This window comes from Shewanella sp. OMA3-2, from assembly GCF_021513195.1.
Taxonomy (GTDB): domain Bacteria; phylum Pseudomonadota; class Gammaproteobacteria; order Enterobacterales; family Shewanellaceae; genus Shewanella.
This window is the reverse complement of record NZ_CP090974.1, coordinates 368,772-384,985: the sequence shown is the minus strand read 5'-3', so window position 1 is coordinate 384,985 and position 16,214 is coordinate 368,772. Positions and strand designations below refer to the sequence as shown.

At 42.2% G+C, this 16,214-nt stretch carries 13 protein-coding genes and 1 pseudogene; 11 read left to right on the top strand and 3 right to left on the bottom strand.

All coding sequences use genetic code 11. From position 1 onward, the window contains the following. Window positions 1-3 precede the first annotated feature (3 nt). From L0B17_RS01780 to L0B17_RS01765, 4 genes are all read left to right on the top strand, one after another. Window positions 4-2,853 carry a formate dehydrogenase subunit alpha gene (locus tag L0B17_RS01780; RefSeq protein WP_235087146.1) on the top strand — a complete coding sequence of 950 codons (2,850 nt, stop codon included), beginning with the start codon at window positions 4-6 and terminating at the stop codon, window positions 2,851-2,853. 22 nt (window positions 2,854-2,875) lie between these two features. Continuing rightward, a complete protein-coding gene (gene fdh3B / locus L0B17_RS01775; RefSeq protein ID WP_235087145.1) occupies window positions 2,876-3,472 on the top strand; it encodes a formate dehydrogenase FDH3 subunit beta in 597 nt (198 codons plus the stop codon). A gap of 47 nt (window positions 3,473-3,519) precedes the next feature. Then, on the top strand, window positions 3,520-4,533 hold the full coding sequence (locus L0B17_RS01770; RefSeq protein WP_235087143.1) for a formate dehydrogenase subunit gamma: 1,014 nt from the start codon (window positions 3,520-3,522) through the stop codon (window positions 4,531-4,533). A gap of 494 nt (window positions 4,534-5,027) precedes the next feature. Continuing rightward, window positions 5,028-5,207 carry a hypothetical protein gene (locus L0B17_RS01765; RefSeq protein WP_235087141.1) on the top strand — a complete coding sequence of 60 codons (180 nt, stop codon included), beginning with the start codon at window positions 5,028-5,030 and terminating at the stop codon, window positions 5,205-5,207. Between the two features lie 195 nt (window positions 5,208-5,402). Here L0B17_RS01765 and L0B17_RS01760 read toward each other — a convergent pair whose 3' ends face one another. Further along, on the bottom strand, window positions 5,403-5,951 hold the full coding sequence (locus L0B17_RS01760; RefSeq protein ID WP_235087140.1) for a porin family protein: 549 nt from the start codon (window positions 5,949-5,951) through the stop codon (window positions 5,403-5,405). A gap of 263 nt (window positions 5,952-6,214) precedes the next feature. Further along, window positions 6,215-7,378, bottom strand: coding sequence for an iron-containing alcohol dehydrogenase (locus L0B17_RS01755; protein ID WP_235087138.1), 1,164 nt, complete (start codon window positions 7,376-7,378; stop codon window positions 6,215-6,217). Window positions 7,379-7,674: 296 nt separating this feature from the next. Between L0B17_RS01755 and L0B17_RS01750 the strand changes: the two genes are divergently transcribed. The 7 genes from L0B17_RS01750 (at window position 7,675) to L0B17_RS01720 (ending at window position 14,169) form a co-directional block, all read left to right on the top strand. After that, complete coding sequence (locus L0B17_RS01750; RefSeq protein ID WP_235087136.1) at window positions 7,675-8,544, top strand: AraC family transcriptional regulator; 870 nt, start codon at window positions 7,675-7,677, stop codon at window positions 8,542-8,544. A 33-nt stretch (window positions 8,545-8,577) separates the two neighbouring features. Further along, window positions 8,578-8,892: a N(4)-acetylcytidine aminohydrolase gene (gene yqfB, locus L0B17_RS01745; protein WP_235087134.1), complete on the top strand. Its 315-nt coding sequence runs from the start codon at window positions 8,578-8,580 to the stop codon at window positions 8,890-8,892. Between the two features lie 160 nt (window positions 8,893-9,052). Then, window positions 9,053-10,221 (top strand): IS3 family transposase gene (locus L0B17_RS01740; RefSeq protein ID WP_235087132.1). Its coding sequence is split into 2 segments (ribosomal slippage): window positions 9,053-9,299 and window positions 9,299-10,221, totalling 1,170 coding nucleotides; the frame shifts between segments, so codons are not numbered across the junction. A gap of 325 nt (window positions 10,222-10,546) precedes the next feature. Beyond that, the gene (locus L0B17_RS01735) at window positions 10,547-11,884 is read left to right on the top strand and encodes a coproporphyrinogen III oxidase family protein (protein ID WP_235087130.1); all 1,338 of its coding nucleotides are present in this window, start codon (window positions 10,547-10,549) and stop codon (window positions 11,882-11,884) included. 84 nt (window positions 11,885-11,968) lie between these two features. Beyond that, window positions 11,969-12,793 (top strand): PfkB family carbohydrate kinase, encoded by an 825-nt coding sequence (locus L0B17_RS01730; protein ID WP_235087129.1) that lies wholly within the window; start codon window positions 11,969-11,971, stop codon window positions 12,791-12,793. Window positions 12,794-13,074: 281 nt separating this feature from the next. Continuing rightward, complete coding sequence (locus L0B17_RS01725) at window positions 13,075-13,767, top strand: MOSC domain-containing protein (protein WP_235087127.1); 693 nt, start codon at window positions 13,075-13,077, stop codon at window positions 13,765-13,767. Window positions 13,768-13,785: 18 nt separating this feature from the next. After that, on the top strand, window positions 13,786-14,169 hold the full coding sequence (locus tag L0B17_RS01720; RefSeq protein ID WP_235087125.1) for a DUF4870 domain-containing protein: 384 nt from the start codon (window positions 13,786-13,788) through the stop codon (window positions 14,167-14,169). 76 nt (window positions 14,170-14,245) lie between these two features. Here the strand turns inward: L0B17_RS01720 and L0B17_RS01715 are convergent. Continuing rightward, window positions 14,246-16,164 (bottom strand): annotated as a pseudogene (locus L0B17_RS01715) (methyl-accepting chemotaxis protein). Between the last annotated feature and the right edge of the window lie 50 nt (window positions 16,165-16,214).

The following is a 16,214-nucleotide window of genomic DNA, read 5'->3' as shown; positions in this document are numbered from 1 at the left end:
GAAATGCGATTAACCCGTAAATCTGACACGGTCGCAAAAGCTGAAAAGCCAGGCCTAGGACTTAACCGACGTCAGTTCCTCAAGTCAGCCAGTTTGGCGACAGGTGGAATTGCAGCAGCGTCGATGTTAGGTGCAGGCATGATGCGTAAAGCTGAGGCCAAAGATGTACCGCATAATGCGCCGACAGAAATAGTCCGTACTATCTGTTCTCACTGTTCAGTGGGATGCGGTATTTATGCTGAAGTACAAAATGGAGTATGGACGGGTCAAGAACCCGCGTTCGATCATCCATTTAATCAGGGGGGGCACTGTGCCAAAGGTGCAGCTTTACGTGAGCATGGCCATGGTGAGAAACGCCTTAAATATCCAATGAAGCTGGAGGGCGGAAAATGGAAGCGTTTATCGTGGGAACAAGCCATTGATGAAGTTGGCCAAAAAGCATTGGATATCCGTGCTGAATCTGGTCCCGATTCGGTTTACTTCATGGGTAGCGCGAAGTTTTCAAACGAGCAATCTTATTTGTATCGCAAATTCGCGGCAATGTGGGGCACCAACAATATCGACCACTCTGCGCGTATTTGTCACTCTACCACGGTAGCCGGTGTTGCAAACACTTGGGGCTACGGTGCGCAAACTAACTCATTTAACGACATGCGTAATTCAAAATGCATGATGTTTATTGGTTCAAACCCATGCGAAGCACATCCAGTTGCGATGCAACACATTCTAGTGGGTAAAGAGCGCGGCGCAAAAATTATTGTTGTCGACCCCCGCTTTACTCGCACAGCGGCTAAATCAGATGAATATGTTCATATTCGCCCTGGTACCGATATTCCATTTATTTATGGTTTGTTATGGCACATCTTCGAAAACGGTTGGCAAGATGAAAGCTTCATCTCACAACGTGTATACGGCATGGAACGTATTAAAGAAGAAGTGAAAAAGTATCCGCCAGAAGAAGTTGAACACGTTGTCGGTGTGCCTAAAGCACAAATGTATCGCGTAGCTAAAATGATGGCAGAAACGAAACCTGGCACCATAGTCTGGTGTATGGGCGGGACTCAGCATCACGTGGGTAACGCCAATACACGTGCATATTGTATTCTTCAATTAGCCCTAGGCAACATGGGTGTTGAAGGTGGCGGAACCAACATTTTCCGTGGCCATGATAACGTACAAGGCGCGACAGACTTTGGTTTGCTATTTGATAACTTACCTGGTTATTACGGCTTAACATCAGGCGCATGGGATCACTGGGCAAAGGTATGGGACTTAGAGCCTAGCTGGATTAAAGCCCGCTTTGATCAAGCTCAATATTTAGGTCAAGACCCACAAACATCAGCTGGTATTCCTTGTTCGCGTTGGCACGATGGTGTGCTAGAAGATAAAACCAAAATTGCCCAAAAAGACAATATTCGTTTGGCATTTTTCTGGGGACAGTCTGTTAACACCGAAACCCGTGGTCGCGAAGTGCGTGAAGCATTGAACAAGATGGACACGGTCGTTGTTGTCGATCCGTTCCCAACTATGGCGGGTGTAATGCACCAGCGTCAAGATGGTGTATATCTATTGCCGGCTTCAACACAGTTTGAAACCTATGGCTCAGTATCAGCCTCTAACCGTTCACTACAATGGCGTGACCAAGTTATTGAGCCCTTGTTTGAGTCATTACCTGATCACGTGATCATGTATAAATTGGCTAAAAAGTGGGGCATAGCAGAGCAACTTTGTAAGCACATTGAAGTGAATAAAGATGAACCTAATATTGAAGATATAACCCGAGAGTTCAACAAAGGTATGTGGACTATTGGTTATACAGGCCAAAGCCCTGAGCGTTTGAAAATGCATCAAAAAAATTGGGGCACATTCGATGTTAATTCATTAGAAGCGCCAGGCGGCCCAGCCCGTGGTGAAACTTACGGTTTACCTTGGCCTTGTTGGGGAACCCCAGAAATGAAACACCCTGGTACGCAAATTTTGTACCGTACGGGTCGTGAAGTCAAAGACGGTGGTGGTAACTTCCGTGCTCGTTATGGTGTTGAACATGAAGGCAATAATATTCTTGCTGAAGGTTCATTCTCTAAAGGTGCAGAAATTGAAGACGGTTATCCAGAGTTTACCGCTGACATGCTTAAACAACTTGGCTGGTGGGATGACTTAACCGCTGAAGAAAAGGTACACGCTGAAGGCCAAAACTGGAAAACGGATATTTCTGGTGGTATTCAACGTGTGGCAATCAAACACGGTTGTATTCCTTACGGTAATGCGAAAGCGCGTTGTATTGTTTGGAACTTCCCTGATGATATTCCGTTACATCGTGAACCTTTATATACCCCACGTCGTGATTTGGTGGCTAAATATCCAACGTATGATGACCGTATGGTTGCGCGTCTGCCTACTCTTTATAAAACCATTCAAGACAAAGATTTTGCCAAGGACTATCCATTAGCCTTGACCTCTGGTCGTTTGGTTGAGCATGAAGGTGGTGGTGAAGAAACCCGTTCCAATCCATGGCTTGCTGAATTACAACAAGAAATGTTCATCGAAATCAGCCCTGCTGATGCCGCTGATCGTGGTATTCGTGACGGTGATAATGTGTTTGTACATGGGCCTGAGGGCGCGAAAATCACTGTTAAAGCAATGGTGACACCTCGGGTGATTGAAGGCGAATGTTTCATGCCTTATCACTTTGCTGGTGTGTTTGAAGGTGAAAGCCTAGCGAAAAACTATCCAGAAGGCACTGTGCCTTATGTGATCGGTGAATCGGCAAACACTATTCTAACTTATGGCTATGACGTTGTGACTCAGATGCAAGAAACTAAATCCAGCTTATGCCAGATAAGCAAAGCCTAACTTGATGAGGAGATAAGCCATTATGGCAGTCATGAAATTTTTGTGTGACACCAAGCGCTGCATCGAGTGTAACGGTTGCGTCACAGCATGTAAAAACGAGAACGACTCTGCTTTAGAGTGGGGTATTCAACGTCGCCGTGTGGTGACAATTAATGATGGTCTACCGAGTGAAGCGTCAATTTCAGTGGCCTGTATGCACTGTACTGACGCACCTTGTATGGCAGTGTGTCCGGCAGATTGTTTCTACCGCACAGAAGACGGCATAGTGCTACACGACAAAGATACTTGTATCGGTTGCGGCTATTGCTTCTATGCTTGCCCATTTGGTGCACCGCAGTTCCCTAAAAAGACCGCATTTGGTAGCCGCGGTAAAATGGACAAATGTACTTTCTGTGCGGGTGGCCCAGAAGAAACACATTCCGATGCTGAACGTCAAAAGTATGGTGCAAACCGTATTGCTGAAGGTAAGTTGCCAATGTGTGCTGAGCTATGTGCAACAAAAGCACTGCTTGCGGGTGATGCTGGTGTGGTATCTGACATTTATCGTCAGCGTATGGCGCAGCGTGGTAATCCGAATGTTATTTGGGGTTACAACCCCAAAACAGGCGAGATGATCTAAACCCACCGGATGGGCTGCATTTTATTGCAGCCTAATGAGGAGTGACAATGTTAAACACATCGTTAAACAAATCACTGCAGATGTTGGTTGCCTTGCTAATGTTGGTGATAGGCATCAGTTTGGCTACACCAAATGCTTATGCTGCAGATGATCAATCATCTAAGCAACAAGCGGCCAAAAGCAGCGATGCAGATCTCTGGCGAGCAGTGAAAGCAGGCGAGTCGGGATATTCGACGGATAAAGGCTTAGAAGCAAATGTGTTGATCAACAAAACCGGTAATGAAGGAAAAGTAATACGTAACACCTACCTCAAACCCGCGATAGTGGTGGCAATATTTGGGGTATTTGCTGCGTTTTTAATTTTTTACTTTGTTAATGGCCCATCAAAACTCTCCCATGGTTTTTCGGGAAAAATGGTAGCGCGATGGACAAAGTCGGACCTTTGGTTGCATTGGACGATGGCAATAGCATGTTTAACCTTAATGCTTACAGGCGTATTTATTATGCTTGGCCGTCATTTTATTGCGCCATATGTGGGTGAAGGCTTGTGGGCCGGTATTATCGCTACAAGTAAGTTTGTTCATGACTGGTCAAGTCCGGTATTTATCGTGTCTTGGTTGATATGTATTATCAAGTGGATGCCATTACAAACCTTTAAGTTATATGATTTAAAATGGTTTTTAGTGGTGGGTGGTTACATTAATTTTGGTCCGTTCAAAGGCAAGCATCCAGACAGTGGATTTGCCAATGCGGGAGAAAAAATGTGGTTTTGGACCTTAGTTGTTTTTGGTTTATTGATCAGCATTTCCGGCTTAATGTTAGTGCTACCTAACCTTGATTTACCCCGTGAAGCATCTATTGCAGCACTACTCGTGCATGGCGTAAGTGCCACCATTCTAATCGCTTTTACCATAGTACATATATGGATGGCGACTGTACTCAGCGAAGGCGGTATGGAGTGTATGGTGTCAGGTTATTGTGATGAAAGCTGGGCAATCCAGCATCACAACTTGTGGTATGACGAAATCAAAGCAAATGGTTCATTGAAGTATAAAGATTAATTTGTATTTTTTTGTGAGTCTTATAAACACCTCAATGTTGTCAGCATCGGGGTGTTTTTTCATTAACATAGAGAAAGAAATACTGAACGCTAGCTCAGTACAAGTGTTGCTAAAATTTTAGCGCCAGATGTATGAGTCGTTACTTTATGTCTATGATATCTTTTAATATTCAGTATTTGTACTTCACACCATTAGTATTGTCGGTGTACCTGTTATTGATAAACTTACAGATAACGAGATGCTGTTATATAGAATTATTTTTACCTGTTTGATGATGACGCAGTTTTACTGCGTTTGCAGGCGATAAAGCTTATTAAGAGATTGTACTTAAAGAATATTCAGCACAGCAGCCAGTTACCTTGGCCAGTGTGGCGGGTGAAAAGCCAATATACCTTAAGTTTTGGGCGACATGGTGCCAGCTGTATGGAGCAAATGCCGCATTTTGAAGCGCTACAAGAGAAATATCAGGACAAGGTTAATATTGTGGCGATGTGGTGTATATCAGTCACGAAGCTGACGCAAACTTAGATAAATTTATTGATATGCTTGCCAATGGTCAAGAATTGACGGCACCAACAACCGATGCGCCAAGTGCTGCTCAAGTAACTACGCTGCGAGATCCCTGGGTACAAGGTGAGCACTTACTGTTTTTTACTACAACATGGTGTGATTGATATTTAGCTGAGAGTCACCCTGAAATGTCTAAAGAGTGTATTGCGGTTCAAACAGGATTAAATGATCTTGTACAACGGCAGCCAAATAAAGCCTGGCATGGTGTGGTTAATACCATAGCTACCGATATTTTTATAAAATGTCTTGCTGAGTGCCACAAGACATTTTTATCAGACCAGATTTGTTAAGTATTGGAATTAAAATTGATAATGCAAACCTAATGCTAGCTGTTTAATCTCACTGTCTAAGTCATTGATCCAGCCATAGTCGTCGGATTCTAGATCGCCACTGGTGACATCATAACTTAAGCGAATGTTTAAACTTTCTGTTACAGATGCATTTAAGCCAACACCATATGTTATACCTACACCTGAAAATGTAGTATCAGCATCAGGAGTATCGATGGCAAGTGCCATTGAAGCTAAACCTATTTTTGCGTAGCCTGAAAATGTATCATTAAATTGTAAAGTAAATTTTGGGGTGACTGTAAATGCACCTGCAACGACATCAAATTCATCTTCACCTAAGTTACCTGAAGTGAATAAGTTAGCCTCTAAACCAAACCAATGGTTAAAGTTGTAACCGCCATAAATACCTAATCCAGTCTCTTTTTCAGAGTCATCAACTTTAAACTCAACTTTATTAACGGCACCACCAACATAGAAACCTGTATGATCATTTTCAGCCATGACAGGTAATGAGAGTAAACTTAATAAAGGTAGTGTAATAAACGACAATTTTTTCATCATTGTTCCTTAATGATTATTGGGAAATAACGCGCGCATAATACGTTATAAGTCCTTAGTATGACGAGTTGTTTATTGGTAAATAGGTGTACTGGGAATGTTGTGGATAAATAATGAGCAGGAATGTAGAGCAAAGCTATGAACTGGTCTCTTAAGTTCGTTGTGTAATTTAACCGCTTACTGTCATCGCTTAATAAAACGCTCGTCACTAGCGATAAGTGACGAGCGTTTTGGCTAATCTAGGTAATAGTTATGGATGCAAATTACCAAGCCATGTCTAGAATTTGACGGCTCATAGCTAAATCGACTTTACCTGATTCAGACAAGGCGGTCATACCATGTGCTTCTAGCGCATTAATAACAGTATCAATTTGTGCCTTTTCAACACCATGATCACGTAAGCGAGTTTTTAAACCAACCTGCTGGAAGAAAGCTTCTGTTTTGACAATGGCCTGTTCAACACGGCTATCTTCATCACCTTCAGTAATATCCCATACACGTTCAGCATATTGTAATAACTTAGCCTGTTTTTGAGTTTTCAATACACGCCAAACCGACGGCAATACTACGGCTAGGGTTTGTGCATGATCAATATTGAATATGGCTGTGAGTTCATGGCCTATCATGTGGGTGGTCCAATCAAATGGTACACCAACACCAATCATACCGTTCAAAGCGGAAGTGGCACTCCACATTAAGTTAGCACGCGCTTCATAATTGGTAGGTTCTGCCACAGTAATTGGGCCAATTTCAATTAAGGTACGCATGATGCCTTCTGCTGTGCGGTCTTGCACTCTTGCATCGACAGGATAAGTTGCATATTGTTCAAGTACATGCACAAATGCATCTACCACGCCATTAGCCACTTGAATTTTAGGTAAGCTAAAAGTCAGCTCTGGATCTAACATCGCAAATGTTGGGTAAATATTTGGATGATTAACCAGGAATTTACCGCCTTTATAACTCACCACTGCAAACGCATTCATTTCAGAACCTGTTGCAGGCAATGTGGCTATTACGCCCAGTGGTATAACTTTATCAGCCGCCACAGGTACAGGACTAAAGCCATGATTAAGTAAGCTAGCAGTGTCGCCTTCAAACTGAGTCGCGAGGGCAATAAACTTACTGCCGTCCATCACAGAACCGCCACCTACAGCAAGAATAAAATCGATATTTTCTTTACGTGCAACTTCAACGGCTTGCATTAATGTATCGTACTTAGGGTTGGCTTCAATGCCACCAAATTCGACCACAGTACGCTTGCCTAGTGCAGACTTCACTTTGTCTAAGGTACCAAAGCGCACCACACTGCCACCACCATAGGTAATTAATACCTTTGCATTAGCAGGAACAAGTTGATCTAGTTCAGCAATACGGTCTTTACCAAAAACAATATGGGTAGGGTTACGATAATTAAAATTTAGCATCTAGTGTTACCTTATTTTTAGAACCGGTTAAAAGACTGCCGGTTCGTGAACTCAATAAATTGCCCGCGTTAGTCAAAAATGATTAACGGCTTATTAGCGTGATAAATTTGATGGGGTAATGATAGGCTTTTAAAGCAAAATAAACAGACCCATAACTATCAGTTTAGTGCCTATTACTATCATTTATTACTTTAAAGTATGCTTTAATAGTTTTTTTAGTGCACTTTTCTACTTTTAAGGTAAGGTGTTTGGGTCGAAAAGTAGATTGGGTTGGTTAAGTGGCGAGTAATTATAATATGACAGATACAGCAATGTTAATGGCACAACTTGCTCCTAAAGAAGGCGTGAATAAAACCCATTTAGCAGGAGTGCATGTATTTAGGGGGTCACAGTATGGCGCGCGCGGCCCCATGTGTTACTCGCAAGGCATGTTGTTTGTGGGGCAAGGTAAGAAACGGCTTTATTTAGACAATCAAACCTTTGACTATGACAGCGAAAATACTTTAGTGATGACAGTACCATTACCGGTTGAATGTGAAACCTTTGCCAGCCCAGAAGAGCCTGTTTTGGTGTTAATGGTAGATATTGATTTAGTGCAGTTGAATCATATTATCCGCTTGATGGATGAGCATCATAAAATTCCTAAAAACCTTAATGAGTCACGCCAATCAGGTTATTTTGTCGCGCCGACCACAGAAGAGATGGATTGCAGTGTGTTTAGATTACTGCAGGCATTACAATCACAGTTAGAAGCTAAAGTGATGGGAGAAGCATTGGTGCTTGAACTGCTATATCGATTACTTGAGAGCCCAAATGCCGCACCTTTATATGCTTTATCCTTAAGTCATACCCGCTTGTCACGGATTGAGAAAGCATTAAGCTATATACACAAACATTATGGTGAATCGGTTGAGGTAGATACCCTTGCAGGCTTAGTTAACATGAGCCCATCGGCATTTCATCGTTGTTTTAAAGAAGTAACTGCATCGTCACCTATCCAGTATTTAAAGAAAATCCGCCTAACCCGAGCCAAAGAGTTATTGCAGGCGCAAAAACTGAAAGTAAAAGATGTCGCTACCCAAGTCGGCTATGAAAGTAGTACACAATTTAGTCGTGAATTTAAGCGTTATTTCTCCCAAAGCCCAGGCGAGTGCGCAAGGTGTTAATTCAATTTCAATAACATAATTAAGGCGATAAAGATGATACCTACAAGCATCACTTTTTTTGAATACCTGACGCCGCTGGTGGCTTCAGGTAAAAAAATAATTACTATTCGAGATAAATCTGAAAATCACTATGTGCCAGGGACTCAGGTGGAAGTGTTTACCTTAGAAACCCATAAAAAGGTGTGCGATATTACTATTCTGTCAGTGGAACCATTGGCCTATGATGACATTAATGAGTTTCATGCTGAGCAAGAAAGCCTACCGCTAGATGAATTGAAACAGATTATTAGTCAGGTTTACCCTAACCAACAATCCTTATTTATGATTTCATTTGAGCTTGTGAAGTGAGTGGGTTGGTGAGCTTTTGAAACTACTAAACTGTAATCACTCTGGTCAGTGTAACTAGCTCATTCCTTCATGGTACTTTGTCTGCTGCAAGCTCAGGTGACGTGGTTTAATTGATACGACTAACCCAGTTAAGACATAATTGATTTAACTGGAGATTCAAATGAAAACACGTAAATCCTATTCAAAAGAATTCAAGCTTGATGCCATTACACTGGTAAGAGAGCAAAATTACAGTATTGCTGAAGCCGCTAGAAATTTAGAGGTGACTCCTCAACTGCTCGGCCGCTGGATAAAAGAAGCAGAAAATGATGATGGTCATGCATTTAGAGGCAACGGCAAGCTGACACCTGAGCAGGAAGAGATCCGCAAGCTAAAGGCACAAGTAAAGCGCTTAGAAATAGAGCGTGAAATATTAAAAAAAGCGACGGTCTTCTTTGCCAAAGAAACGAAGTGAAATACGCGTTTATTACCCAAAATAAGAAGATCTGGCCTGTGATATTAATGTGTCACGTGTTGGGTGTGAAAAACAATAATTACTACAGCTATCAAAAGCGGAAGTCTCAGTCACCTGTTGATACAGAGCATCAAGAGATGTTGCAGTGGGTTAAGGATATTGCCGAGTTTAGCGATAACACCTACGGACAAAGACGCATTCAAAAGGCATTGAATTCCCTTGATTACCCTGTTGGGCGTAGGAAAACATCGCAACTGATGAAAGAAGCAAACGTTTGGGTGCGCTATAAAAAGAAGTACAAAGCAACAACCAACAGCGACCACAAGAAGCCTATATATGAAAATGAGCTTGAACAGGATTTTGATGTTCAATGCGCCAATCAAGCGTGGGTTCAAGATATTACGTACATATGGACTGCTGAAGGATGGCTGTATTTAGCCGTCGTAATCGATCTCTATTCCCGTAAAGTTATTGGTTGGAGTATGGGCAGCAGAATGAAGGCACAACTCGTTTGTGATGCGCTCACAATGGCTATATGGCAACGAAAACCTAAAGCTGGATTGATAATACACTCAGATCAAGGTGTTCAATATGCGAGCCATCAATATAGACGAATACTGAGGCTGCATAAGTTTGTCGGCAGTATGAGTAAAAAAGGATGTTGTTGGGATAATGCAGTAGCTGAAAGCTTTTTCGGAAGCTTGAAGCAGGAACGAGTTCATTGGCGCAATTATCGAACACGCTATGCAGCTCAACAAGATGTCTTGAATTACATCACTATGTGGTACAACAGCCAACGGATGCATTCATACCTTAATTACCAAAGTCCCAATGAATTTGAGCGTACGGATAAGCCGTTAACAGAAGTGGCGTAACGAACTTAACTAGGGTGACCGAATTCAGTTGACCAGGTCAGTAAAGAGGGGATTACTGTTGATCCCCTTTTGACCTGTGCAGGATGGAACCTTGCGATGTTGCTTTTATTGCCCAATACATTAATCAAACCTAAAACATGACCTGCTTAACAAATCATCATTGAAAAGACGGTTAGTTTACCTTTTAGTTTACATAGCATCGTCTACTTCACATTTTATCTATATCTAAAGTGATACTTTTATCGTCCACTTACAAGATGTGTATTTTTATCGCTTTGTTATCAATGATTTTGCTCGCAAAAATTGCGCTCATTTAGGATTATCTATGTCTTCAATTATTCAACCAGCGTCCAATGGGGTGATTCGACCTTATCAGTCCAACATTACCGTGCCAAATTGGATGGTTAGTTCGATGGAAAAGGTGATGCAGTTTTATGTCGATAAAAATTTGCGCCTAGATACCATTTCAACCGATCGTATGCCTAAGCCGGTTGAGGGGCGCAAGTACATGTTGTACGCCCATATCCCGTTTTGTCACACCCTGTGTTCATTTTGTACTTTTCATCGTTTTTTATTCCGTGAAGACAAGGCGCGGGAATACTTTGTCGCGCTGCGCAAAGAAATGCAGATGGCCAAAGATTTAGGCTACCAATTTAGTTCCATGTACATTGGTGGCGGTACGACAACGGTATTAGAGGATGAGTTAGCGCGAACCATTGAACATGCTAAAACCTTGTTTCCTGATATTAAAGAAGTGTCTTGTGAGTCAGACCCACAGCATTTAGCTAACCCTGAGTTTAGGCAGCTGAAAGGCTTGGTGGACAGAATGTCGATTGGCGTACAAAGCTTTGATGACGGTATTTTAAAGATGACTGACCGTTTAGATAAGTTTGGTTCAGGCCAGCAAACCTTTGACCGTATTATGGCGGCAAAAGAATTATTTCCGATCATTAATGTCGATTTGATTTTTGGTTTTCGTGGTCAAACAGATGACATTATTCAGTCAGATTTGGAAATGGCCTCAAAGCTAGACCCAAGACAAATTACCACTTATCCATTAATGATCACCCATCAAACACGTAAAAGCGTTAAGGGAACGCTGGCTGCGCCCCACGGTGAAATGATTAATCAATATCGGCAAATTCTAAACAAACTCACTGGGCAATATACCCAATTATCAGCTTGGGCATTTGGTAAAACCAATAATGAAGGGTTTGATGAGTATGTGATTGACCATGATGAATACTTAGGGTTAGGTTCAGGTTCATTTAGTTTTTTGAATAACACCTTGTATGTGAATACTTTCTCATTGAAAAAATATCAACAACGTATTTCCCAGGGGCGCATGGCAGTTGAGCAGCAAAAACGTTATCAAAAGAAAGAAGTGATGCAATATCGTTTTTTATTGGGTATGTTTTCAGGCCGCTTATCACGTAAGTATTTTCGCGATGAGTTTGGGGTCAACTTAGACACTGCATTATTTAAAGAAATGACTGCAATGAAAGCGATGGGCGCGATTAAGAATGACCCAACAAATCCTGATAAACTGATAGTGACCGACAACGGTAAAATGATGGGCTTGCTGATGATGAAAGAGTTTTATTCAGGTATGGATAATGTCAGAGCACAACTGCGCAAGCCATTAACAGATATTGATATGTAAGCATATTAGGTTGAATCAAAAGGCAGTGACGTTCACTGCCTTTTTGTTATACTAAAGACTATTGTTATCAGCTAAGACGGACTTATGGCGAATATACTTCTGTTGGCAAATATCAACTGTGACCGTATTTTACGACTTGATAAACCGCTACAAACAGGTGGTCGTTTTCATTATCAAGATGGTGGTTTGAGGCTTGGCGGTGGTGGTGCTAATACCGGATTAGGCTTAGTGTGGGCACAGCACAATGTGTCTTTAGTCAGTCAGGTAGGCACTGATGATATTGGTGATTGGATTGTGGCTCAAGCCAGTACCCAAGGGTTAGATTGTCGAATGGTGCAACGATTTGCGGGCAATACCTGTGAAATGCTATTGGTGATGACACCCGATGGCGAGCGTACTATTATCAGGCCGCAGCGACCCACCTTTGAATTAGCTAAACAGCCTAATTGGGCTAAGTGGGATGCGTTTTATATTAATACCTCAGCACTCGGTGCCGATGTATGGGCATTAGCCGCCATGGCGCAACCTCAAACACTTGTGGTTGCGCAGCTAGCAAAAGATCAGCGCCCAAGGCCTTGCCATATATTGATTGCGTCAATAACTGATATGCAAGGTCGTTGCGGGCAGGATTTGTGGGCGTTTGCTCAATCTATCAGTGGCGAGCATTTACAATCTTTTATTGTTACCGATGGCGAAAATGGCGCGACGGTATATACCCCAACCGGTCAGCAACATGTTCCAGCGGTATCCTCTAGTGTAGTCGATACAACGGGAGCGGGTGATAACTATGCCGCCGGTGTTATTCATGGTTTATGTCATGGGTATAGTATAACTACTGCAATGGCCGAAGGCGCCAGGTGGGCAGCATTTGCGGTTGCTACGCCGAGCTCTGTACCGGGGATAAGCTAAAAAACTATCTGTTAAGTTAAACTCTGCAGAGTTAAATGCAGAGTTAAATGCAGAGTTAATACTTGTCATTTGTTTGTCATCAAAGCAGGGTAAAGTCATTCATGTTGGAGAGCGAGTTTACTCTTTAATGTCTTAAGCGTTTTTTTCTGACTCTATCTCATAGAGCCTGAATTCCCCATTTGATATATTCAGCCTTACCAGTTTTACTGGCGAGGCTTTTTTTTGCATTTTTTTTAGGTATGTTGATGTTTCAAAACAGGTCTTGTTCAAGGATGTACTGAGTGAAAAATCGCATAGTTAATCAAATCTCGGCGCTTTATTTAGGTGATGAAGTACAAATGCACAACGGTGTCGCCAGTAGTATTAACCAAAAGTATGCTGTTAATAAACTGACGGTTCAGTTTGATAGGGTGCTGGGTAATGGTGAAGCAGACCCTAAGCATCATGGCGGTTTAGATCGCGTTTTACATCATTTCCCCCGCGAACATTATGGTCAATATCGTCGCTGGGACATGATGTCATCATTTAAAGATGCGCCCGCAATGGGAGAAAATATCAGTACCGTCGGCTTGAATGAATCCCAGGTAAATATCGGCGACATTATGCAAATTGGTGATGTCACTTTGCAGGTTACTCAACCGCGCTCGCCCTGTTTTAAGCTTAATCTTCAATTTGGTCATTCTGAGTTTGCCCTTGCGATGCAAAAAAGTAAAATGTGTGGCTGGTTTTATAGGGTGTTATCAGAAGGTGATATTGCCAGTAATGATGCTATTTATCTTGTTGACCGCTTATCTGATATCAGTATTGCTGATGCGATGAAAATTTACTTTTTACCAGAGTTTGACGCTAAACAATATCAACAACTTTTACAATGTCCGGGATTGGCGCAATCTTGGGTCGACTCGCTAACTCGTCGTATCAGTCATCAATCGATTGAAGATTGGCAGATGCGCTTGTATGGTAAGGCTGAATAATTAATTTAAGGAAGTATCATGGAAGATTTACAACCCAATCACCAATCCAGTCACCAACCTAATAATGATAAGCAAGCTCGGGACATGGGCGTGTTGGTACATGCGTCAAGTTTTGCCGGTTACATCATACCCATGGGCAGTATTTTAGGGCCATTAATTGTGTGGTTGATGAAGCGGGATGAGTTTGAGTTTGCCAATCAGTGTGGCAAAAATTGCTTAAACTTTAAGATCAGTTTGTTTATTTATGTCTGTATTTCAGTGGTGCTAATGTTTGTCGGCATAGGATTTCTTTTGCTGGGGGCGTTAGCATTATTAGATATCATTTGCACTATTATCGCTATCATGAAAGCGACAGAAGGTGTGGCGTACCAATATCCGTTAACCATTAAGTTTTTAAAATAGGCTGACTAAGCTTAATAAAAAAATGCCGCGAACTCAGCAGAGTTATCGCGGCATTTTTATTACTACAGTTAACGTTTTATACTTTAAAACGTGCCACTAAAGTATCTAAGCGGGTGGCAAGTTGATTCAGTGATTTACTTGCCTGCGCAGCAGCTTGTGCCGTTTGTGCTGTGCGTTGAGTAATATCGTTAATTTCGGTCACATTGCGGTTAATGTCTTCAACCACAGTTGATTGCTCTTCGGTAGCTGCAGCAACTTGAATATTCATGTCGCTAATTGAGGCAATTTGCTGGCTAATACCGCTGAGTGAGTTGCTGGCATCATCAACCGCTTGCACTCCTTCGCGTGAGCGATTACGTGATTGCTCCATCGCACTAACGGCTCTACTTGCTTCAGACTGTAACTTATCTATCATAGTTTGTACTTCATTGGTCGATGCAGCTGTGCGTGACGCAAGGTTTCTAACCTCATCGGCAACCACCGCAAAACCTCGGCCTGCTTCACCAGCGCGGGCAGCTTCAATCGCCGCATTTAACGCCAATAAGTTAGTTTGTTCTGAAATGGCGCGAATAACATCCAAAATACCGCCAATCGATTTAGTGTGCGTGGCAAGTGATTCAATCACTTCACCGACTTGACCTACATCTTTAGACAGTTGGTTAATGGTATTACGGGCCCGGTAACAACTTGTTGTCCTTCAATTGATTCGGAATCAGCCTCTCTAGCAGTAACAGCAGCTTGGGCTGCGTTGCTGGCTATTTCATTAACTGTGGCGCCCATTTCATTAATCGCTGTTACAACCATAATGGTGCGATCTTTTTGAAGCTGGCTGTCTTCTAATGTTTGATGTGCTTGATTTGATACATCAATAGCAGATTTACCCAGCAGCTCACTGGTTTGAGCAACCTCAATGACCGAGTCTTGAATTTTACTGATAAAACTATTAAAGCCGCGAGCGAGCTGGGCTATTTCATCTTCACCATTAACGGGTAGACGCTGACGTAAATCACCTTCGCCTTCACCAATGTTTCTAAATAGTTCAGCCACTTGGGTAATTGGGCGACTTACCGAGCCTGCTACAACAATAGCGATAACAATAAATATTGCCGCAATAATAATGGTCGAAATTAAAATTTGATATGACGACTCGTTGATTAACGCAAAAACTTCAGCTTCAGGTACTTGAGCAACTAAATACCAGCCCATAGAAGGAATATAACTGCTGGCGATAAGCATATGCTGGTTATCAACATCGGCTTTAACAAGGTTAAAATCGTTCTTGTTGAGCAGCTTTTGGACATCAGCATTGGGGTATAACTGATTTAAGGATTGTTTACCTCTTTGGTTTTTATCTTTGTACAGCTTGACTTGGCCCTCAGCATCAACCAGGTACACAAAGCCCGATTCTTCAATTTTGAACGACGCTAATAGATTGACCATATCATCCAGTGATTTTCCTAACCCCACTAAACCACGGCCATTGGGTTGTTGGTAGTTGATAAACAGTTTTACATCACCGTTGTCTTCGGTAAAAACATTCAGCATCCGCTCTTGGCCACTATTTTTATAGTTAAAAAACCAATCGTCTTGTTGAGGGGTCAATATACGTAAAAAGCCGTCTTGAGTATAATAAGCCGCAGTTTGTCTGTCGGCAAAGGAGGCTTGTGCAAGATCATATTGCTGAGTAAGGCCTTTTAACTGTGCCACCACATCATCTTCTTCACTGGCAGGGCGACCTTGCTCTAACCAGTTTAGTAACATTTTGCTGCTGGCGAGTTGTTCGGCTGCATTCATCAAAATGCTGACATCCATCTCAACCTTGTTACGCATTTGCATTAGTATGCTGGGCATTTCTGAACTAAGCATACGCTCTTCAACCACATTTTTGGCACTGCGCTGGCTCATTACGCCCACGAGAATGGTTGAAAGCAGTACCGCAAGTGTTACGGTCAGTAATATTTTTTGTTTGATAGTTAATTGGCTAAAAAAATTCATGTCATACGCCTTGTAGCAGTTGTCACTTTATATCGGACTTAAGCGGGAAA